Source organism: Acinetobacter colistiniresistens (assembly GCF_024582815.1).
Taxonomy (GTDB): Bacteria; Pseudomonadota; Gammaproteobacteria; order Pseudomonadales; family Moraxellaceae; genus Acinetobacter.
The window spans coordinates 1,915,664-1,936,122 of record NZ_CP102099.1 but is presented as its reverse complement, the minus strand read 5'-3'; the positions used below and the strand labels follow the sequence as shown (position 1 = coordinate 1,936,122).

Sequence of the window (20,459 nt, the reverse complement as noted above, 5' to 3'; positions counted from 1 at the left end):
GGCTTTTTCATTGAAAACAATTTAATAAATCGCCATATGATCCCGATGGATCATTTCTAGCGAACGTGCTTCACCGAGTACCTGATACACCTTTTCCGACGATAAACCCTTGATCATTTCTGCTGAACGCGAACTAAAATTCACACGTCCAACGGCAATACGAGCACCGTTTTTATCGACACATTCCACCACATCACCACGATCAAAATGCCCTTCAATCGCTTTAACGCCCACAGGCAATAAACTACGATGCTTGAGCTTGATCGCTTCAACCGCACCATCGTCAATCACCAAACGACCCGCGGTTTGTAAATGTGCAGCCAGCCATTGCTGATGTGCCGTCACGCGGTCATTGTCTGTGGTAAATAAAGTTCCCAGCATCTCGCCCGCCATTAAGCGTGCTAATACGTTGTCACTTTCACCACTGGCAATCAAGGTTGGGCAACCTGATCGTGCTGCAAGACGCGCTGCACGGACTTTGGTGACCATACCACCACGCCCCAGTACACCACCGCCGCCTGCCATTTCAAACAGGCCATCATCCAATGCACGAACAGCCGAGAACAGCTTCGCATTCGGATTACTGCGCGGATCAGAGTCAAACATACCTTGCTGATCTGTCAGAATAATCAACAATTCCGCTTGGACTTGTCCTGCAACCATTGCTGCCAAGGTATCATTATCGCCAAAGCGAATCTCATCGGTCGAAACCGTGTCATTTTCATTGATGACAGGAATCACATGCCAATCAATCAGGTTTTGCAAAGCATCACACGAGTTAAGATAACGACGACGATCGGCTAGATCATCATGAGTGAGCAGCACTTGTGCTGTTTGAATACCATGTTGATCCAATACACTTGACCACGTATGGATCAAGCCCATTTGACCAATGGCAGCACAAGCTTGCAAACTGGGTAGATCGGTGGGTCGACTCGCAAGTTTCATACGTACCATCCCTTCTGCTACTGCACCTGATGAGACCAAAATAATCTCATGTCCAGCATTGTGTAGATCTGCAATTTGTTTCGCCCAATGCGAAATTGCATTTAAATCTAAACCTTGCCCGTTTGCAGTGAGTAAAGATGATCCGATTTTAACAACGATTCGTTTACACGCATTGAGCTGACGTTGCCCATCGACCACTTCTATCATTTTTCCCTCGGTTTACTAGTCACGAATGTAGATGCTTTCTACATCGCCTTCATCCTCATCATCATCAAAGTCTTCATCATCGTCCAAACCAGCTTCACGCTGAGCTTTACGCATGGCACGATATGCTTCTTTTGCTGCGATGGTTTGTTCACGTGTTTCAGCTTCAAGCTGCTCACGGAATGCTTTCACTTCTGCTGCATACTCAGGATCTTCAACTTCACGCTCACGTTGCTGCTCGATCTGATCCATTAAGTAATACACAACGTCTTTCGTCCCTTCCGACATCAAACCAGAAGTTTTGAATACAGGGCCTTTCCACTGCAATTCATCAAGAATGTGCTGACACCACTCTTCTCTCGACTCTTCAGGAAGCTGATCAAGCTTGTTCAACACCAATACCACTGGAAGTTTTGCCAGTGTTGGAGAGAACTTCTCTAATTCACCTAAAATTGCGCGTGCATTGTGGGCAGGATCAGAACCGTCAATGGGTTGAACATCCACAATATGCAACAGGATACGGGTACGCGCCAAATGCTTCAGGAAGCGAATTCCCAGACCTGCACCTTCTGCTGCACCTTCAATCAGTCCTGGAATATCCGCCATGACAAATGAACGATGACGATCCGCATCGACTACACCCAGATTTGGAACCATCGTGGTAAATGGATAATCGGCAACTTTAGGTTTTGCTGCGCTAACTGCACGAATAAAGGTTGACTTACCTGCATTTGGCATACCGAGTAAGCCAACATCTGCAAGTACTTTCAACTCTAAACGGACTTCACGATATTCGCCTTTGATGCCATGTGTACACTTACGTGGCGAACGGTTGGTTGATGATTTAAAGTGAGTATTACCCAAACCACCATCACCACCATGCGCAACTTTTACGCGTTGACCATCAGCGACCAAGTCACCAATGATGTCACCAGATTCAGTATCCACAATGGTTGTACCCACAGGTACTTTTAAAATCACGTCTTCACCGCCACGGCCAGAACAATTCGCACCCGAACCATTTTTACCGCGTTCTGCACGATAACGACGTGTATAACGGTAATCTACAAGTGTGCTGGTATCATCATCTGCTTGGATGTAAATACTTCCGCCACGCCCCCCATCTCCGCCATCTGGGCCACCAAAAGGGACAAATTTTTCACGGCGAAAACTGGCTACGCCATTGCCACCGTCGCCAGCCTCTACGGTAATGACTGCTTCATCAACAAAGCGCATGTGCCAATCCTCAAATTCTTAAAAGCGGACTATTTTGCCACATTTTAATAAAATTCTCGAATAGAAAAATCAGCAAATTGTTTTTTTAAATGTATTATTTGTTCAATATTCAATTTCATGACTTTAGTCAGCAGACTAGCAGAATTTTTTCTCCTCAATTACGGTCTTACATTCTTCAACGGTAACTGCATTTGCATATCTAAATTCGCTTTAGTCTGCTGCACAGAGTTATACATGATCGCATCGAAAGAAGAGATATTGCTCATATTAATTGCATCATTCATATAAAAGCTTGGCTTAAATTGATGCTTCACAGCTAAATCAACTGACTCATCAAAATCAAAATAAACCGGCCCATCAAAAACAATTTTTACAGGAACGGTATAGGTTCGTTTCAGTTGAAATGGAATATCTAACTTCACTGGAATATTCAAACTCAAAGGAAACTTAGGCAATAATTTATTTTGATAAATCAAATCCGTACTGGTCTCGATCGGCATCACTTCATCCACTTTCAACATGGTTTCATAGTTAATATTGACCGTGATCGGTGTCTCCACCTCAAAACTTAGATCAGCCAAATACTTGCCTTTTAATGGCAAGTGCAAAGTTTGATCAATATCCAATACCGTCTTGAGCTGACCTTCGGACTTGACCCTTAAATGATCTCCCACCTGAATTTTAGTTCCTAATGATTCAGGCAAACGAATATCCGCCTGCTGTGCAGAAACAATCAATGACGCCTGAATATTCAAATAGAACCAAAACAAGATGGCCACCAAAGTGGTGACGATCACAAAACTGATCAACAAGCTTTTAAACGATTTGGTGATATCCATTATTCACCTACTTTTACATTATGTTCAGCAGCTTGTACTTCTACGGGTTGAGTTTTGACCCGATCCAGATACATGGTAGACAATGGAATTTTTAACTCGCCCTGCGCAATTTTAACCGGTAAGGTATTTTTTACATCCACAGTAGCATTCAGCTCAGAGGTAATCGGGACATTTAAATTACCTTGAATTGGAATATTGGCATTTAATTGTGTTTTCAACGGAATGTTCAAGTTTTCTTTCAGTTCTGTACGAACAGGCGCATCAAATTTTAAATGAACTTTTTGCTGTAAGGGAACTTGAATATCAATCGGTACATCCAGTTGCAATGGAATCGAGCCTTTCAATGGCAAAGTAACATCACGACCTAGAATTTTAACCTGAACCTTGGTATCTATCGGCAGACTTTGGTTCACTTTAATGGTTTCTTTAACAGGAATCGTGGTACTGATAGGAACCATATTATCGAAATAGACACGTGGTTTCAGGGTTTGAGTGAGTGGAATATTCAGTTGTTCATTAATTGGTATCTTGGCATCAACACGCCCATTCACATCCACATTGAGTGCATCTTTGACTTTAACCCGAACCTGTAAAGGCTCTTGCAAGTCAATAGCGACATCCTGATTCTTCAATGGAATATAAATATTAAAATGCTTAAATACCCACATTGCGATATACACGCCGCACAAGTTGGCCACTACAATTAAAGCAAATATCACAAACAAACGTCTGAACTGCAACAATGCACGATTCCTTAATTAATTATTTCCCTTTTCGCCTATTCTTATCGATTTTTATGTTTAATTCAGCATATATTCTGTACAGTCAATAAAAAAGCCCAGTTAAAAACCGGGCTTTTTGTTATCGCTTTGCGAACAAATTATGCATTTGTTTCAGCAGGAACTTTCGCATAGCTTACACCACACATTTGTTCAGCAATACGCAATACTTGGCAGCTGTAACCGACTTCGTTATCGTACCAAACATAAGCTGTTAAACGCGTACCAGATGCGATAGTTGCTTGTGCATCAAACACGCCCGCAGTACGCGAACCGATAAAGTCACTTGATACCACTTCAGTTGAGTTGGTATAACCGATTTGACCTTGTAACTTCGAGTTGATCGAGATTTGACGAATGTATTCGTTCACTTCTTCACGATCAATTTCTTTCTCTAAGTTCAAGTTCAAGATTGCAAGTGAAACGTTTGGAGTTGGTACACGGACCGAGTTACCTGTTAACTTGCCTTTAAGACCTGGCAATGCTTTTGCAACTGCTTTTGCAGCACCAGTTTCAGTAATGACCATGTTTAATGTTGCAGCACGACCACGACGGTCTGCCTTATGGTAGTTATCAATCAAGTTTTGGTCGTTTGTGAACGAGTGAACTGTTTCAACATGACCATTTAATACTTTGTATTTGTCATCTAAAACTTTTAATACAGGTGTAATTGCGTTGGTTGTACAGCTTGCAGCAGAGATGATCTTGTCTTCATCCAAGATATCGCCGTTGTTCACACCAAATACAACGTTCTTCATCTCACCTTTACTTGGTGCAGTTAATACGACACGCGCAACGCCTGCACATTTCAAGTGTTGGCTTAAGCCTTCAGCATCACGCCACTTACCCGTGTTGTCGATAAGAAGTGCGTTATCAATACCGTAAGCCGTGTAATCCACTTCGCTTGGGCTTGATGCATAAATCACTTTAATGAATTGACCATTGGCAATGATTGCTTCATTTTCTTCATCAACAGAAATTGTACCGTCGAAAGTACCGTGAATCGAATCACGACGTAATAAAGAAGCACGTTTCGCCAAGTCACCGTCAGAAGATTTACGTACAACAATTGCTTTCAAGCTTAAACCACGGCCCAAACCTGATTGGCTGATGATTAAACGTGCCAAGATACGACCGATACGACCAAAACCGTAAAGAACAACATCTTTAGGTGCAGCAGTAGCAGCATTACCTTTGATTGAAGCAACCGCTTGTGCAACAAAAGCGTCTACATCACCGCCTTGGTTCTTGTATTCAACAGCAAGCTTACCGATATCAACTTCTGCAGAACCGATATTGTCAACTTTCATTAACGCTTCCAAAATCGGGAAGGTATTTACCACAGAAAGTTCAACATCAAGCATACGTGTACGACGATGCGTTTTCAGAATTTGAATTACTGAACGGTTAATTAAAGAACGACCGTAAACAGAAACAACAATATTTTTCTCACGGTATAATTGACCGATGAGGGTAATCATACGTTCCGCGATTTCTTCACGGTTTTTCCAACGACCTTGGTGTTCTGCATGTAGGGCAACGATTGTTTCTTTGCTCACAGTTACGTCCTCTAATTTATATATACTGGGCGTGAATTTTTAAAACGCCATTATTGTAATAGAATTATCATCAAGATTGAATCAAAAGCCGCTAAACGAGCTAAGATTTTGTCCTAATTGACTATAAATTCATAAAATACCTATAATTATTTTTGTGAATTTTGGTAAAAGTGACTTTAATCATCAGAATAGCTGAAATTTCTCCTATGCATTCAGTGATTTTACTTATAAAAAATTTAGTACTCAGCGAAATATGATCTAAATCACCCTCTAAGTTTAAAATGCTCACCAAATCAGATTAAAAGCCAGAATCACTACACAAGCTATTGAAATAAAAACAAAAATAACGTATCAACTTGGTCGTACCTAGTATTCAAAAACATGAAGAGCAAATGAATTTTAAAACATGGTTATTGCTGATTAGTATTCCCCTTGCCTGTGAAATCTCTATGGGCCTTATTGGAATGATCGGGCTTGGGCTGACAAATATCGTTTATTTTCCTATTTCTTGGATTGGCGAACCCTTTTTCAACTGTAATGGTGAGATAGGCTGTCTTCCCCGAGAATATGGGCGTATTTTAATGTTTCTGACCATCAACCTGAGCTATTATTTATATGCAAAGATTAAAGGAATTTAGTTAGAAAACTAGATTCGCCTCAATCTAGTCCCCATCACTCAAACGTTGCGAGTATTGTTTCAAGTTCAATTGCAAATGTTGCTTGCGGCGTCTTTGTTGATATAAATGTGTCGCCCCCTCAATCACGAGCAGAAAAACGGCCAACCAAATTGGGATATACGTCAACCATTCATCAGCGCCAATTTTCTCTCCAAGCAATAACGAAACCAAGGCTAACAATACGGGTTCCAAATAGCCGAGTAAGCCAAAAATAATTAAAGGTAAGTAGCGACTAGCAAGAATATAGCTTCCCAACCCAATCGCGCTTAACAAACCTAATCCGATCACGACAAAAACCAAGCTCGGTTGATCCAAGAATTTGAGATATGACATCTCACCAGCCTGAGTAAAGAAAATCGCAATCGGTAAAATCAGCATAAGATCCCACCAAAAACCACCTAAGTGATCGGTTTGAATCTTTTTACGCAAAATAAAGTAAGCAGCATACCCCAATGCAACAAATACCGTTTCCCAAGCAATACTGCCTAAACGCCATATTTCATGCCCAACGCCTAACACAGCCAGCAATACTGCGACATACTGGAATCTGGAGAGCTTCTCCCCATATAAAAAACTCCCTGCCAACACCAGAACTAAGGGTAAAAGAAAATAACCCAAAGAAACTTGCAGGCCTCTGCCATGCATGGGGGCCCATAGAAATAGCCAGAGCTGAGCTGAAGTGAGTACTGAAGTGGTCAATAAAAGTAATAATAAGCTGGGATTGGCAAGAATCCGTTTAAACACAGTTTTGATCAGGGATAAATCACCACTTAACCACATAAATAGGGTCAGAAATGGAATTGTGGCAATAATTCGCCAACCAAAAGTCTGCTCACTATCCAAAGAACCGAGGAACTGACTATAAAAATAGAGAACGCCAAAAGTAACAGAAGCCAAAATTGAATAAGCAATTCCTTTTATCATTTTCAGCCTCTGCTTGAAGAATATTTTAAAAAGTACGTGATTTATCCACTATATAAAATAAAAAAACCATGCATGCATGGTTTTTCAACAAGTATAACTGATTTAATGATGTTCAGGATAAATAACATCCGCAATATCATAACCCAATGATTGAGCATAATTTAAATATTCATGAATCACTTCTTTTTTAGGATTAGGTATGCGTGAAAGCACCCATAAATATTTACGGCGTGGCTCCCCCACCAGAACCGTTTGATAGTCATTATCAAGCTTTAGAATCCAGTAATCACCACGGATTACAGGCACCCAACGCACGACTTCAGGCAAGAAGCTCACTCGTAATTTAGTATTAAAGGGAGCATTATCAACAAAAGCCTCTCCGAGACTTTGCTGTAAATTACCTTCACTGTCATAACATTTGTTATCAACAACAATATTGCCATTTTCATTTAAGGTGTATGTAGCAGTGACGTTATAAGCACACTTCCGCTCAAAAAACATCGGTTTTCGCGCCACTTCATACCAAACACCCAAATATTTATCGAGTTCTACTTTGTCAACTGTTGGCAAGGGTTTTGCTTGTGCATAAGCAATCGTTCCAACAGCCAGCCCAGTTAAAACAGCCCCGCCAATGGCAATCTTTGCAAGGCGCCAACTCGCTTTCGGGAAATTTTTAATAAAAGGCATGAGACATCCTCAAAACAGTAATTTGTTATCAATAGTCATATAGTTAGCAATTTAAAATAGCTTACTTTATAAACAAAAACTGTTGCGATATGTATCCCTTTTCAGGATTCCCGACCTAGATCAAGACTGCAACATATGCGCTTTGAGACGAACAATCTCATCACGCAATCTTGCAGCTTGCTCAAACTGTAACTCTTTCGAGGCTTTCAACATTTCCTTTTCCAGTTTGCCGATGTGTTTTGCAAACAGTTTTGGATCAGATAAAAGATGCTGTTCATCTGCGCTGATAGTTTGTGCTTGTTCAAGCACTTTTTCATCAATTTCATCATCAGTCAGTACTTCACCTGTATCAATTTCCTTGATGGTTTGACGAACTGCACTACGTGGGGTAATACCATGTAACTCATTAAATTCAATTTGTTTATTACGCCGGCGCTCAGTTTCATCTATCGCTTTACGCATCGAATCAGTAATACGATCGGCATATAAAATTGCTTTACCTTTGACGTTACGTGCAGCACGACCAATGGTTTGAATCAATGAACGTTCAGAACGCAAGAAACCTTCTTTATCCGCATCCAGAATGGCAACCAGAGAAACTTCTGGCATATCCAACCCTTCACGCAGCAAGTTAATGCCGACCAGAACATCATGCACGCCTGTCCGTAATTCGTGAATAATCTTGACGCGCTCAACCGTATCAATATCCGAATGCAGATAAGCGACTTTGACACCATATTCTTTCAGGTATGAAGTTAAATCCTCAGCCATCCGTTTGGTCAAGGTGGTAACAAGGACACGTTCATTTAACTGTTTACGAATATTGATTTCAGAGAGCACATCATCGACTTGGGTGAGCACCGGACGAACTTCAATTTCAGGATCAATCAAACCTGTTGGACGTACCACCTGCTCAACAATCTGCTCAGACTTTTCCAGTTCATAATGGGCTGGCGTTGCGCTGACGAAAACAGTGGTCGGAACAATCCGCTCCCATTCTTCAAATTTCATTGGACGGTTATCCAAGGCACTTGGTAAACGGAAACCATAATTGACCAAATTTTCTTTACGCGAACGGTCACCTTTATACATCGCTCCAATTTGTGGAACGGTCACATGCGATTCATCAATGATCAACAACGCATCTTCAGGGATATAATCAAATAAGGTTGGTGGCGCTTCACCAGCTCCACGACCAGAAAGATGACGTGAGTAGTTTTCAATGCCATTGGTATAGCCCAATTGTTGCATCATCTCTAAATCATAGCGCGTACGCTGCTCAATCCGTTGCGCTTCCAATAACTTGTCATGTTCTTTAAAAAACTTCAGTTGATCTTTCAACTCGTCTTTGATGGTATCAATTGCACGGGTCAAATGATCTTTTGGTGTCACATAATGACTTTTTGGATAGATGGTTACGCGTGGCACTTTACGCACCAACTTTCCTGTTAGCGGATCAAACCAGCGAATCGAATCAACTTCGTCATCAAATAATTCCACCCGAATCGCATCTTTATCCGATTCAGCTGGGAAAATATCAATGATTTCACCACGGATACGATAGGTACCACGCAAGAACTCCAGTTCATTACGGGTATATTGCATCTCTACTAGACGGCGAATGATCTCATCACGACTGACGCGATCACCTTGTACAATATGCAACAGCATTTGCATGTAGGCATTTGGATCACCCAAACCATAAATTGCCGACACTGAAGCCACAATAATGGCATCACGTCGTTCTAATAAAGCGCGCGTTGCGGAAAGACGCATTTGATCGATGTGATCATTAATCGCAGAGTCCTTTTCAATAAAGGTGTCTGAGGATGGGACATATGCCTCAGGTTGATAGTAATCGTAATAACTGACGAAATACTCCACCGCATTATTTGGGAAAAAGGCTTTAAATTCACCATACAACTGTGCCGCAAGTGTTTTGTTGTGCGCCATAATAATGGTTGGCCGTTGCGTTTGGGCAATCACATTGGCCATGGTATAGGTCTTACCTGACCCTGTTACACCAAGCAGTAATTGATTACGAAAGCCCTGGTTAATACCACTAACCAATTTTTCAATCGCCTGAGGCTGATCTCCCGCCGGTTGGTAATTGGTGACTAACTCAAAAGGTTGGTTTTCGCTCACGGGACTTCTCTTTTCTGAATATGTGCTATTAATGGAGTCATTGGGTAGAATTTACAATCTATTTTAGCCACTTTAATACCTTTTTAGATGTAGAGCTTAAGCTTGAAGAATTATTTTCAAATTCACATATTTATATACCTTACAAAGTACGGCTAATTTTTTATTTTCAACTAAAAGATTGAATTCTTATACAAAATCACCTTAATCTATGCGCTTCAAAAATATCAAGAACTTTATTTTCCTTTGTGAATTCAATTAACACACAATATTTTATATTAATCGTTCCCAGCTGCCTATTTTTCATAGGTTTGGCCTTTACATTCTGTCGCTTAATTTTTAAAGCTGAGATTTTTTTATTATGGATCGGTTTGGCCTATGCAATTCCCTCCATTGCGCTTTTCATACAATGCCTAATGAGCAACCCTCAACTAACGATTGCTGCTCCATTTACTGCAATTCTTTATTTATTAGGGAGTTGGCTTGGTGCATATGCAGTTACTATCAAACTAAATACCAGTTTCAATCATTACGTTGCTTTAACACTCTCAACCTTTGCCATTATTACACTGGCCTATTTTTCCTATGTAAATCCGCAAATATGGCTAAGGTTAATTATTTTGAATGCCAGCTTAGGATTGATTGGCTTTATTGCAATCCCAGCGGCATTAAAATCGCTATCCACCAGTAAATCATTTGATCGCTGGATTTTGATTTTCTATTTGCTGAATGTCTCCTATTCTTTTTGTCGTGCCATCATCAATTTTATATTTCTAGATACCATCGATAGAGACCATTTCATCCTCACCTCATCAACATGGTGGTTATTGGGCATGTCAGTCAATATTATTTTAAATATTTTATTCGCAATTGTAATCAGCGGTGGTGCAGTCAAGGATGTAATTCAGCGTCTCAACAATGAACGTCTACATGATCCTCTAACACAATTGCTTAATCGTCGAGGTTTTTCCGAAAAAAGTGAAAAACTCGCTTTCAGCAACCACTGTTATTTTTTAGTTTGCTTCGATCTTGACCACTTTAAATTAATTAATGACACATGGGGACATTATGTTGGTGATCAAGTCTTACAAAAAGTAAGTCGAGTGATGTTACAACAGCAAAAACCAAATGATCTAATGGCACGTTTTGGTGGCGAAGAGTTTATTTACTTAATATCTGCCAAAGATGCAACTGAGGCATTATCTCGAACACAACAACTCAAGACACGACTTGAACAGACCTCATTTACCAGTTGTAAAATTAAAATAACAGCCAGCTATGGCCTCACGCAAATACATAACTTTCATGAACTTGAAGAAGGGTTGCAGCGTGCAGATGATTTACTTTATCAAGCAAAAGAGAATGGGCGCAATCAAATTTCTTTCGATCTAATAATCTAAACATTTCACCCATGAGTCACTCCAAATTTTAATCTGCCTTTAAATGGATTAGTCCTAGTCAAGACAAAATGCGACTTTAAAATAAAATATAAAAGAAAAATACAAACAGCACTTGACCCTTTGCATAATCAACTGCAACATGAATTTATACTCTATTGCAATGATAATAATATGGCTTACCAATATCATGATGAAACAATAATTACGGAACTCCCTGAAGACACTGTTTTTGTTTTTGGCAGTAATTTAGCAGGCATCCATGACAGTGGTGCCGCTCGAATCGCAGCCCAACATTTTGCAGCAGTGAGAGGTGTTGGCCGTGGCTGGGCTGGACAGACTTTCGCGATTCCTACCTTAAATGAACATCTACAACAAATGCCCCTCTCCCAAATTGAGCATTATGTCGACGACTTTAAAATCTACGCAAAAAATCACCCCAAAATGAATTACTTTTTGACAGCTTTAGGGTGCGGGATTGCAGGTTATAAAGTATCAGAAATAGCGCCTTTATTTAAAGGGATTAACAGTAATGTGATTTTCCCAGAATCATTTCGTCCCTATATCGAAGATGATGCCGTTTCGCAATTTCCAGATCTAACCGCCGATGCTGTACATGCCTTTATTTCAGATGAGGTTATTTTCTATTTTGATCATGGCTATGAATCTTTCCAAGAAGCACTGGATCAGACCAATCTAAGCACAGCAGAAAAAGCCATTGCACTGGTGGTGTTAAATGAAGAGCTCTATCCACGTGATCGTTATGGCCGTGGTCGTGAACACGAAATTAATGATATTTTAGGCAAGCTTAATGGCAAGATTTTTAATTTCCATAACAATGAAGAAGGTGCCATGACCTTTGTTAGTGTAATTATTGCTTTAATGGAATTGTATGACATTGATGAATATGATTTTCTCAAGCTTTGGCGTGGCGAGTTGCAAATACAACATCCTGTAAACCGTCGCCAATAATCAGAAAAAAAGCCAATCAACAGATTGGCTTTTTTATTAACGCTTACCCATCGAACGACGTGTGCCGCGTGGTGGCATCCAAGTGCGATCGGCATATTGCTCAGGTTTTGGACGAACCTGATTATGAGTTGCATCTTCAGCGTCATCCTGAGCAGATGGCATAGGAAATGGCAATTTCACTAAAGCCTTTTTGGCTTTAGGTTGTTGGGTAGTCATTGAAATTCTCTCGAAATCTAGATTTCTAACCACATATTGTAATAGATTTTTGTGCTTTTGATAAAAATAAAATATGTAAAAAAACAGAATGATTCTAGAGCCTAAAATTTAGTAACTTTTTATGCGATTCAGGCAAGTTTCGGCCACAAAGAAGTCTATTTAAGCTAAGATAACCTGCTTTTTTTATTTTTTAATCCCATAAGAAGGAATAATGCCGTGGACGTACGTCTCTCTGATCGTGTCAATGCTATCAAACCGTCCCCTACACTTGCAGTTACCAACAAAGCTGCTGAGCTTAAAGCTGCGGGTAAAAACGTGATTGGTTTAGGTGCAGGCGAACCAGACTTCGATACCCCTCAACACATCAAAGATGCTGCAATTGAAGCAATTAATAAGGGCTTTACCAAATATACAGCGGTAGACGGCACTCCAAGCTTAAAAAAAGCAATTATTGCGAAACTCAAACGCGATAATAATTTAGATTATCAAGCCAACCAAATTTTGGTGTCTTGCGGTGGTAAACAAAGCTTCTTTAACTTAGCGCTTGCTTTGTTAAACAAAGGTGATGAAGTGATCATCCCTGCGCCATTCTGGGTAAGTTATCCAGATATGGTGATCATTGCTGAAGGTACACCAGTCATCGTGAAATGTGGTGAAGAACAACGTTTCAAAATTACACCTGAACAATTAGAAGCGGCGATTACCCCAAACACACGTTTAGTGGTACTGAACAGCCCGTCTAACCCAACAGGTATGATTTATACCAAAGCTGAATTAGAAGCTTTAGCAGAAGTATTACGCCGTCACCCACAGGTTTTTGTTGCATCTGATGACATGTATGAACCAATCCGTTGGGAAGATGAGTTCTACAACATCGCGACAGTTGCACCAGACTTATATGACCGTACTATCGTATTAAATGGTGTTTCTAAAGCCTATGCCATGACAGGCTGGCGTATTGGTTACGCAGCAGGCCCTGCGAAAATCATTGGCGCCATGAAAAAAATCCAGTCTCAATCCACTTCAAACCCAACTTCAATTTCACAAGTTGCGGCTGAAGCGGCATTGAATGGTCCACAAGACGTTTTACAACCAATGATTGAAGCGTTCAAACGCCGTCATGATCTAGTTGTGAATGGCTTAAATGACATCAAAGGTATCTCTTGCTTACCTGCTGATGGGGCGTTTTATGCTTATGCAAACATTCGCCCGTTAATTCGTGCCAAAGGCTTAAAATCTTGCACAGAATTCTCTGAATGGTTACTGGAAGAAACTGGTGTTGCTGTTGTTCCGGGTGATGCGTTTGGTTTAGGTGGATTTATGCGTATCTCTTATGCAACTGCTGATGAAGTATTAGTTGATGCTTTAGCACGTATCAAAAAAGCGGCCGATTCAATTGAAGGTGTTGATGCCGCAATTGCATCTATCCAAGCAGAAAAAGCTGCAAAATAATTTTTGCCGCAATAAAAAGAAGCTTCTTTATGAAGCTTCTTTTTTATGTCTAATAGAAAGTCGGAATCTTACTCAGCAGATTCACCACTAAAGAGCGCAACCACCTCAGCTTCAGTCATTTTCTTGGTTGAGTTCTGGAATGCATAAAACTCAGGTTTGCAGTCAATATAGATTTCCAGATCAAGATTCAAATCTTGCGGTGAATCATTCAATGCAAAGGCGTTGATATTGCAATAATTCTGATCTTTAGTCCGCCAAAATAAATTGGTACCACAAGCATTACAGAAACCTCGCTCCCCCCAAGCCGATGAATTATAAACAGAGAGATGGTCTTGTTTTAAAAATTTTAAGCTGCCCTGTTTCACATCAATGGTCATAATCACACCACTGGTCTGTCGACGACAGATTGAACAGTGACAGGCATGTACATCATGATTACTTAATTCAACTTCAAATGTGGTTTCGCCACACACACACTGTCCTTTCATTATAAATTTACCTGTTATTCAAAATTGTTATTGATGAATTATCGTTAGCATAAAACAAAGCAAGCATCGCGCAATCAATAATTTGTAAAACTTACTCTTCAGCGATGAACTGTATTGACAGCCTGTAATAGAAAGACTAGGTTATGAATAAGTTCCTTTTTAGAACTATTCAGGAAAAAAAGATGAAACACCCAAAAGAAATGAACGGACTAGAATTTCTAACCGCAATGCGTGCAGGGCAAATTCCACCAGCCAGTATTAGTGAAACGATTCCCATGCAACCAGTTGAAGTTGCTGAGGGCTATATCAAATTTGAGGTACAGGCAGATCAACGTCACCTTAACCCTCTCGGGGGCGTACACGGTGGTTTTGCTGCAACGGTACTCGACTCAGTAACAGGTTGTGCAGTTCATACACTTTTAGAAGCAGGCGTTGGTTATGGCACAATTGACCTGAATATTAAAATGTGTCGGCCTATCCCTAAAAATCAAAAGTTAATTGCAACAGGCAATATCATTAATATCAGTAAAAATTTAGGCATCTCTGAAGGCAAGATTGTCGATGCAGATGGCAAGCTTTATGCCCATGCAACCGCAACCTGCATGATCATTCGCCCATAAAAACTCTAAGGATAGATATGGGCTATTCACCATAGCCCTATGCAATTGCTTTATTCACATGAAACTTTTTCGGTCGAATACATAAGTGGCTAAATACTGCATATTGCCAAATGCTTTTTACTTGTACTGAGACAATCTTTTGCTCTGCCACAGACCAAGCAAGCGCAGTATTTGCGCCTAAAAAAAGCTCACCGCCTAACTGAAACAAATACAAAGGTGTTTGTTCATCAATATTCGCAGCACTCTTTTGTAGCAAGAGGTCTTTAGCTGTTTGAATTTTCCATTTGTTGCCAAACCATAACTGCAACAAATCGCCCAGATACAAGGCCTGCTGTTTAAATGGAAAGGTATTGAGCAAAGCATGTTCAACAGGCGTGTAATATTGCTCAGGATCTTGAATAATTTCGAGGTAGTGTTGTTGATAAAAAGAAAAATTTGAAAAAATAGACTGAATATTTAGAATAGTCATTTCGACCTCCAGTTTAGCCATTTTAGTGCTGGCAAGTAGGGTTAAATCCACACTGTTTAGATGAATATCTAAACGTTCTTTCTCATTCGAATCTAGCAATAGCCCGTTCAAAGTTCAAGTTATTTTTGCTACTTTATCGCAATTGTGCAAATAAAAAGCATACGATGCAAAAATGAAGGAAACATGACATTTTTATCTTGACCAATTTTAAAACCCACCTATAATGGCACTCAGATTCTCCCATAGCTCAGTCGGTAGAGCGACGGACTGTTAATCCGCAGGTCCCTGGTTCGAGCCCAGGTGGGAGAGCCAAGATTCTAAAAAGCCCTGATCATTGATCAGGGCTTTTTATTTTATCAGCATAAAACTCTTTTCCATCTTTATAACTACGATTCATTTATTCATTTTCATGTTGAATATGGTATATATTTTATCCTTCTCTCTATTTTTAATAGAAAATAAAATTTAACGATGATGTTAAGGAAAACACATAATGAAAAAGTTTATATTCTGTCTGATATTCCTATGCAGCCCAGCAATGGCCACTCAAACCACTTGGTATGCAGGTTCTTCTTATAAAGGTACTGTGACTGTCCCAATTGAGAATGGACCCAATGTCGTGTGGAAGTGTAATGGAGCAGTTTGCACAATGTCTGGCCCTTGGGGCAATTCTCTCTCCTTAGACTCCTGTCAAAGCCTAGTATTACGTATCGGTAAGATTAGTTATTATAAAAACTCGGCAGGTGCCATCTGGAATGCCCAATCGCCTGAATTGGCGCAATGCAACCAAGTTGCACGTTAATACCTAATATTTTAGTTAAGCGATTATTATTTATACTCATTTTACTTGACGGACTTTCATTTACCCCCTAAAATTCGCTCCAGATTCTCCCATAGCTCAGTCGGTAGAGCGACGGACTGTTAATCCGCAGGTCCCTGGTTCGAGCCCAGGTGGGAGAGCCAAGATTCTAAAAAACCCACTCTATTGAGTGGGTTTTTTTATTCGCCCTTTGATAAGCATATGTTTCAATCTAACCATCTCCTCTTTCTTACCATAGGCTTCATTAGTACAGCTTTACTGCTGTTTAGCTGCCTACGCCCTTTCTTTCCAAAACAAAAGTTCTTCGCTCGTCCCGTCATTACTTCATTCGAATCACGAATGTTTATCCGGTTACAACAAGCCTTTCCACAACACCACGTACTTGCACAAGTTGCCTTTAGTGCATTGATTACCAGTGATCATTATAAAATCCGCAGTAAATTTAATCGTAAAGTAACTGACTTTGTGATTTTGGATCAGGAAATGCAAGTGCTGGCGATTATTGAGTTAGATGACCCAAGCCATATCGGAAAAGAGTTAGAAGATAAAAAACGCGATCAGATGCTGCAAGAAGCAGGCTATTTGGTACAGCGCTATACACAAATTCCATCTGTAAAACAGTTACAGATGGATATTCGATAATAAATCGTCCTCAGAGGAATTATTCAGCCTGAGTGGTTGGTTCAGCTTGTTTTTGTTGTTCAAACTTTTTTGCGATTTCAGCATGTTGCTGATCATATTTTTTCTTGGTTTGTGCATCGCTTCGTGCCGCAAGAAAAGCCATCCCCACAATAAAAATTGGAATCAATAATCCCAACCCCATCAATAACCAAGGAACAGATCTTTTTTCAACAGGTTGCTGACTCATACGTACTTCAAACTCAAACGACATCAATTTCAAGATGCGTAACAATATAACAAAAAAGAGCCGCTATAAAGAGGCTCTTTGCTTAAAGCTTATTTCTAGCAATTATTAGAATTTACCAGTACACTGCGCGCTTTGACTAGCATCAATTTTGGTCGGATCAACCACTATATTGGTCTTTGCAGGCATCTGCGCTTGAACAAAGTTATACACTTGCAAATTTCTACACACAATCGCTTGTGTATGCGTTGCATTCAGGACAGGATCAAGTGTTACACTTGCTGATCCCAGAGCCTTTAAATTAGCAACTAATCCCTGAGTTACAGGGAATGGAACATTTGTATCAGCTGTTCCTTGAACAATATATACAGGCTTATCGATTCGCTTGGTTCCAGGTTGATTATCCACCAAGAACTTCTGAACAGTTTGATTATTCTTGAAGTTATTGGTATCTAATCCAGGATAATCCATAACCTTCTTATCAGGATTAACCGTCATAAATTGAATGATATCCGTTTTAAACTTCTCAATCAGACTTAAACTTGGATCATTTCCATCATCCAAACACAGTCCATTTTCGCCAGTTGTACCTTCTGCAAACTCAGCGAGGGATTTAGCTCTTTCTTGAAAAATGTCACGATAATTAAATCGTGGTTCATAGGCTTTGATACCAACTCCTGTCAATGCTGCATAGGCAAGTAGCGTTGCATAGGAATCCACAGATATACGGTTTGCTAAAGGTACACCCGCTGCTATCTCTTTTGCCTCTATGTCTGCTAAAGCTGTTGGTGCAACTTCTAGAATAATTTTACCCAGACTGGATGCTGGCGCACCAGCAACAGCACCTCTATAAGTTACATCAGCATTTGCATATTCTGCTGTGCCTAAAGAAGCCTGACCACCTTGCGATTGACCAATCGACATCCACTGTCCATTAAGCTTTGTTCCGTAATGATCTTTTGCTGCTTTAACTGCTGCAATCGCAGACTTCGCCTCACTGCCCAAGTTTAGATATGGATGAATTCCTGGTGTACCTAGGCCCTCATAATCAGGTGCAATCACCACATAGCCTGCTGCCAATAAACTATCCGCAAGAATTCTAAAGCGTGGATTCACTACATTATTACTGGGTGCACAGCTATCCCCTACACCAACGGTACCATGCTCCCAAACAACTACTCGGTAACCATCCTCAGGTTGGGCAATTTTAGGGAACATCACCAAAGCAGTGGCTTTGGCAGTGCGACCTTGAACATTGACCATGTTATACGTCATGATTTTGATTGATGCAGCATTATCTACCTTATCCTTGGAATAAGCTGCTTCAGACAGATAGGTTTTATCCGAGTCTACCCCAGTATAATTATCGTCATTGTCATTACATGCGGTTAAAAATAAAGCCGAAATAGAGAATGTTATTGCCAATGCAATTTTAGACCGTTTCATAAAATATCCTTTTAGTCCTTGTTTTATTTAAAGCATGAAACTACATGCCACATTATTAATGCACAAAAAAAGTGCCCTGCATAGGACACTTTTCAACTATTCAGTCAATTTAAAATATGAATTCTAAAAAATTCCAATAAAAATAATCAGTCCGACCCAACGATTATGCCGAAATGCCCAAAAACAGAGTTGTGGATCCCGATCTTTGATTTTAAAAGCTTGATAGGCAAAGTCTGCCGCAACCATCAACAATGCGACCAATCCAAATGGAAGTAATAAATTTTCCTGATACAAAGCACCACCAATAAGTAGTAAGCTTAGAATCTGTAGTAAACCAATAATCTGGATATCATAACGACCAAACAGAATCGCTGTTGATTTCACCCCAATCTTCAAATCATATTCGCGATCGGTAATTGCATACTGGGTATCATAAGCCACTGTCCATGCCAAATTGCCGAAATATAAAAGCCAACAGGTTAAATCTAGAGGTTTCCCCATTGCCGTAAATGACATTGGAATCCCCCATGAAAATGCCATACCCAGGACTACTTGTGGCAAGTGAGTATATCGTTTCATAAAGGGATAAATAAACGCCAGTACCAACCCCGCTAAAGCGCAATAAAAGGTCGCAATAGGGAGAAAAAACAAGGTACAGGCACTAGCAGCAACCAAACCCAAAAAAACATAAACCGCTTCGCGTGGACGAATCACTCCTGTCGCTAATGGACGTGTTTTAGTTCGTTCCACATGCGCATCTACTTTGCGATCTGCGAAGTCATTAATCGCACAACCCGCCGCACGCATAAAAATAGTACCTAAGACCATGGCGATTAAAATCTGCAACGGTGGTAAACCACCCGCAGCAATCCATAACGCCCACATGGTTGGCCAAAAAACCAGTTCTGTACCAATCGGTTTATCAAAGCGGCATAAATAATAATACGCTTCTAAACGTTGCCGCCATGTTGTGTGTTGCACTGTTTCCATGATGAATCCTTAGAGTCAATGCTGTCGAATAAACTGTTCAAATGCGGGAAGAAAGGTTTCTTGCACAATAAATTTGCAACCATGCCAAGTATAACAACTTTGTCTGGTCCAACCTTCTTCTAGATAAATCACCCGTCTTTCGCAGGCAGGAGTCGTTCGTTGAAATAAAAACCAGCCAATAGGCTTATTACGGATATGTCTAAATATCCGTGCTTTCTTATGTAAGCTTAAAATTGGAAAGATACTTTTTGCTTTAACCCAAGCTTCTGTTTCACTGCCATATAAATTGGTTTCACGTACCCAGGCAATATGATGTGTCGGCATCTGCATCCACTGGCTGTCATTAAAAGTGAGTCGCTGGAAATGCTCTTTAAGGCGTTCGACATGAAACTCCCCTTCACCCAAATCAGTCAACTGTTGAGTGAGAGAGCCTGATGCATACAACCATTTTTTCAATTCAGCTGGGATCTCTCGTCCCTTAATTCTGTTTGGTCGTAAATTTCGCATGCTTGGCTCACTAAAAACATCATTAGGGTCTGCTGATACTTCAGCCATGCATTGCGTTATAGGCTAAAACCACACAAACAAGGCATGGAACGTAGACAATGGCGATACCCTTGTCAAGTTTCATAACGAAGTTTGGGGAAGTTTTAGACATAACCCTTCGGGACAGGGTCATTTTTTGATGTTACTACGTTAGCCCGTATTCATTTAGAAGCACTAAATTTC

The 20,459-nt window shown here is 40.3% G+C and carries 22 protein-coding genes and 2 tRNA genes; 9 read left to right on the top strand and 15 right to left on the bottom strand.

The features are described from left to right. Positions 1-21 precede the first annotated feature (21 nt). From proB to NQU59_RS09110, 5 genes are all read right to left on the bottom strand, one after another. Positions 22-1,155: a glutamate 5-kinase gene (gene proB, locus NQU59_RS09130; RefSeq protein ID WP_005243225.1), complete on the bottom strand. Its 1,134-nt coding sequence runs from the start codon at positions 1,153-1,155 to the stop codon at positions 22-24. Between the two features lie 15 nt (positions 1,156-1,170). After that, entirely contained in the window at positions 1,171-2,388 is a 1,218-nt protein-coding gene (cgtA, locus tag NQU59_RS09125) for an Obg family GTPase CgtA (RefSeq protein ID WP_257063168.1), read from the bottom strand. Positions 2,389-2,546: 158 nt separating this feature from the next. Next, positions 2,547-3,227: a hypothetical protein gene (locus NQU59_RS09120; RefSeq protein ID WP_005243227.1), complete on the bottom strand. Its 681-nt coding sequence runs from the start codon at positions 3,225-3,227 to the stop codon at positions 2,547-2,549. Beyond that, positions 3,227-3,970: a hypothetical protein gene (locus NQU59_RS09115; RefSeq protein ID WP_043971841.1), complete on the bottom strand. Its 744-nt coding sequence runs from the start codon at positions 3,968-3,970 to the stop codon at positions 3,227-3,229. Before NQU59_RS09115 ends, NQU59_RS09120 begins: the two co-directional genes overlap by 1 nt. Before the next feature lie 137 nt (positions 3,971-4,107). Then, positions 4,108-5,565, bottom strand: coding sequence for a glyceraldehyde-3-phosphate dehydrogenase (locus tag NQU59_RS09110; RefSeq protein WP_005272197.1), 1,458 nt, complete (start codon positions 5,563-5,565; stop codon positions 4,108-4,110). Positions 5,566-5,957: 392 nt separating this feature from the next. On the opposite strand from NQU59_RS09110, the gene NQU59_RS09105 reads away from it, so the two are divergent. Beyond that, positions 5,958-6,203, top strand: a complete 246-nt coding sequence (locus NQU59_RS09105) for a hypothetical protein (protein WP_010590098.1) — start codon at positions 5,958-5,960, stop codon at positions 6,201-6,203. A gap of 24 nt (positions 6,204-6,227) precedes the next feature. Here NQU59_RS09105 and rarD read toward each other — a convergent pair whose 3' ends face one another. The 3 genes from rarD to uvrB form a co-directional block, all read right to left on the bottom strand. Continuing rightward, positions 6,228-7,166 carry an EamA family transporter RarD gene (gene rarD / locus NQU59_RS09100; protein ID WP_257066062.1) on the bottom strand — a complete coding sequence of 313 codons (939 nt, stop codon included), beginning with the start codon at positions 7,164-7,166 and terminating at the stop codon, positions 6,228-6,230. A 102-nt stretch (positions 7,167-7,268) separates the two neighbouring features. After that, positions 7,269-7,853: a lipocalin family protein gene (locus tag NQU59_RS09095; RefSeq protein ID WP_005243233.1), complete on the bottom strand. Its 585-nt coding sequence runs from the start codon at positions 7,851-7,853 to the stop codon at positions 7,269-7,271. Positions 7,854-7,973: 120 nt separating this feature from the next. Then, positions 7,974-9,998 carry an excinuclease ABC subunit UvrB gene (gene uvrB, locus NQU59_RS09090; protein ID WP_043971833.1) on the bottom strand — a complete coding sequence of 675 codons (2,025 nt, stop codon included), beginning with the start codon at positions 9,996-9,998 and terminating at the stop codon, positions 7,974-7,976. 245 nt (positions 9,999-10,243) lie between these two features. On the opposite strand from uvrB, the gene NQU59_RS09085 reads away from it, so the two are divergent. Together NQU59_RS09085 and NQU59_RS09080 are read left to right on the top strand one after the other, a co-directional pair. Next, positions 10,244-11,395, top strand: coding sequence for a GGDEF domain-containing protein (locus NQU59_RS09085; protein WP_257066051.1), 1,152 nt, complete (start codon positions 10,244-10,246; stop codon positions 11,393-11,395). Between the two features lie 171 nt (positions 11,396-11,566). Beyond that, entirely contained in the window at positions 11,567-12,364 is a 798-nt protein-coding gene (locus tag NQU59_RS09080) for an A1S_2505 family phage non-structural protein (RefSeq protein ID WP_257066049.1), read from the top strand. Positions 12,365-12,400: 36 nt separating this feature from the next. On the opposite strand, the gene NQU59_RS09075 is transcribed toward NQU59_RS09080, so the two are convergent. Beyond that, positions 12,401-12,580, bottom strand: a complete 180-nt coding sequence (locus NQU59_RS09075) for a hypothetical protein (protein ID WP_016540500.1) — start codon at positions 12,578-12,580, stop codon at positions 12,401-12,403. 216 nt (positions 12,581-12,796) lie between these two features. On the opposite strand from NQU59_RS09075, the gene NQU59_RS09070 reads away from it, so the two are divergent. Beyond that, positions 12,797-14,032, top strand: coding sequence for a pyridoxal phosphate-dependent aminotransferase (locus NQU59_RS09070; protein WP_005243238.1), 1,236 nt, complete (start codon positions 12,797-12,799; stop codon positions 14,030-14,032). A gap of 68 nt (positions 14,033-14,100) precedes the next feature. Here the strand turns inward: NQU59_RS09070 and NQU59_RS09065 are convergent, their stop codons facing one another. Beyond that, complete coding sequence (locus NQU59_RS09065; protein ID WP_043971827.1) at positions 14,101-14,520, bottom strand: GFA family protein; 420 nt, start codon at positions 14,518-14,520, stop codon at positions 14,101-14,103. 182 nt (positions 14,521-14,702) lie between these two features. On the opposite strand from NQU59_RS09065, the gene NQU59_RS09060 reads away from it, so the two are divergent. Beyond that, complete coding sequence (locus NQU59_RS09060) at positions 14,703-15,140, top strand: PaaI family thioesterase (RefSeq protein WP_043971824.1); 438 nt, start codon at positions 14,703-14,705, stop codon at positions 15,138-15,140. A gap of 37 nt (positions 15,141-15,177) precedes the next feature. On the opposite strand, the gene NQU59_RS09055 is transcribed toward NQU59_RS09060, so the two are convergent. Next, positions 15,178-15,609, bottom strand: coding sequence for a hypothetical protein (locus NQU59_RS09055; protein WP_257066235.1), 432 nt, complete (start codon positions 15,607-15,609; stop codon positions 15,178-15,180). 236 nt (positions 15,610-15,845) lie between these two features. Here NQU59_RS09055 and NQU59_RS09050 point away from each other — a divergent pair. The 4 genes from NQU59_RS09050 (at position 15,846) to NQU59_RS09035 (ending at position 17,071) form a co-directional block, all read left to right on the top strand. Then, positions 15,846-15,921 (top strand) — tRNA-Asn (locus tag NQU59_RS09050). A gap of 181 nt (positions 15,922-16,102) precedes the next feature. Then, a complete protein-coding gene (locus tag NQU59_RS09045; protein ID WP_257066036.1) occupies positions 16,103-16,411 on the top strand; it encodes a hypothetical protein in 309 nt (102 codons plus the stop codon). A gap of 85 nt (positions 16,412-16,496) precedes the next feature. Further along, positions 16,497-16,572 (top strand) — tRNA-Asn (locus NQU59_RS09040). A gap of 58 nt (positions 16,573-16,630) precedes the next feature. Next, positions 16,631-17,071, top strand: coding sequence for a DUF2726 domain-containing protein (locus NQU59_RS09035; RefSeq protein WP_026040205.1), 441 nt, complete (start codon positions 16,631-16,633; stop codon positions 17,069-17,071). A gap of 19 nt (positions 17,072-17,090) precedes the next feature. On the opposite strand, the gene NQU59_RS09030 is transcribed toward NQU59_RS09035, so the two are convergent. The 4 genes from NQU59_RS09030 to NQU59_RS09015 all read right to left on the bottom strand — a co-directional run bounded on the left by NQU59_RS09030 (position 17,091) and on the right by NQU59_RS09015 (position 20,237). After that, positions 17,091-17,297, bottom strand: a complete 207-nt coding sequence (locus NQU59_RS09030; RefSeq protein WP_026040204.1) for a hypothetical protein — start codon at positions 17,295-17,297, stop codon at positions 17,091-17,093. 105 nt (positions 17,298-17,402) lie between these two features. Beyond that, positions 17,403-18,740, bottom strand: coding sequence for a lipase family protein (locus NQU59_RS09025; protein WP_005243245.1), 1,338 nt, complete (start codon positions 18,738-18,740; stop codon positions 17,403-17,405). Between the two features lie 123 nt (positions 18,741-18,863). Next, positions 18,864-19,730 carry a 4-hydroxybenzoate octaprenyltransferase gene (gene ubiA, locus NQU59_RS09020; protein ID WP_257066030.1) on the bottom strand — a complete coding sequence of 289 codons (867 nt, stop codon included), beginning with the start codon at positions 19,728-19,730 and terminating at the stop codon, positions 18,864-18,866. A 15-nt stretch (positions 19,731-19,745) separates the two neighbouring features. Then, complete coding sequence (locus tag NQU59_RS09015; protein WP_026040203.1) at positions 19,746-20,237, bottom strand: chorismate--pyruvate lyase family protein; 492 nt, start codon at positions 20,235-20,237, stop codon at positions 19,746-19,748. Positions 20,238-20,459 lie beyond the last annotated feature (222 nt).

Coding starts and splice junctions, on each gene's coding strand:
- NQU59_RS09095 (WP_005243233.1), bottom strand. CDS start 7,853: ATGCCTTTTATTAAAAATTTCCCGAAAGCGAGTTGGCGCCTTGCAAAG.
- NQU59_RS09035 (WP_026040205.1), top strand. CDS start 16,631: ATGTTTCAATCTAACCATCTCCTCTTTCTTACCATAGGCTTCATTAGT.
- NQU59_RS09055 (WP_257066235.1), bottom strand. CDS start 15,609: ATGACTATTCTAAATATTCAGTCTATTTTTTCAAATTTTTCTTTTTAT.
- NQU59_RS09065 (WP_043971827.1), bottom strand. CDS start 14,520: ATGAAAGGACAGTGTGTGTGTGGCGAAACCACATTTGAAGTTGAATTA.
- NQU59_RS09120 (WP_005243227.1), bottom strand. CDS start 3,227: ATGGATATCACCAAATCGTTTAAAAGCTTGTTGATCAGTTTTGTGATC.
- NQU59_RS09075 (WP_016540500.1), bottom strand. CDS start 12,580: ATGACTACCCAACAACCTAAAGCCAAAAAGGCTTTAGTGAAATTGCCA.
- NQU59_RS09060 (WP_043971824.1), top strand. CDS start 14,703: ATGAAACACCCAAAAGAAATGAACGGACTAGAATTTCTAACCGCAATG.
- rarD (WP_257066062.1), bottom strand. CDS start 7,166: ATGATAAAAGGAATTGCTTATTCAATTTTGGCTTCTGTTACTTTTGGC.
- NQU59_RS09025 (WP_005243245.1), bottom strand. CDS start 18,740: ATGAAACGGTCTAAAATTGCATTGGCAATAACATTCTCTATTTCGGCT.
- NQU59_RS09015 (WP_026040203.1), bottom strand. CDS start 20,237: ATGCGAAATTTACGACCAAACAGAATTAAGGGACGAGAGATCCCAGCT.
- cgtA (WP_257063168.1), bottom strand. CDS start 2,388: ATGCGCTTTGTTGATGAAGCAGTCATTACCGTAGAGGCTGGCGACGGT.
- NQU59_RS09105 (WP_010590098.1), top strand. CDS start 5,958: ATGAATTTTAAAACATGGTTATTGCTGATTAGTATTCCCCTTGCCTGT.
- NQU59_RS09030 (WP_026040204.1), bottom strand. CDS start 17,297: ATGAGTCAGCAACCTGTTGAAAAAAGATCTGTTCCTTGGTTATTGATG.
- NQU59_RS09045 (WP_257066036.1), top strand. CDS start 16,103: ATGAAAAAGTTTATATTCTGTCTGATATTCCTATGCAGCCCAGCAATG.
- NQU59_RS09080 (WP_257066049.1), top strand. CDS start 11,567: ATGGCTTACCAATATCATGATGAAACAATAATTACGGAACTCCCTGAA.
- ubiA (WP_257066030.1), bottom strand. CDS start 19,730: ATGGAAACAGTGCAACACACAACATGGCGGCAACGTTTAGAAGCGTAT.
- proB (WP_005243225.1), bottom strand. CDS start 1,155: ATGATAGAAGTGGTCGATGGGCAACGTCAGCTCAATGCGTGTAAACGA.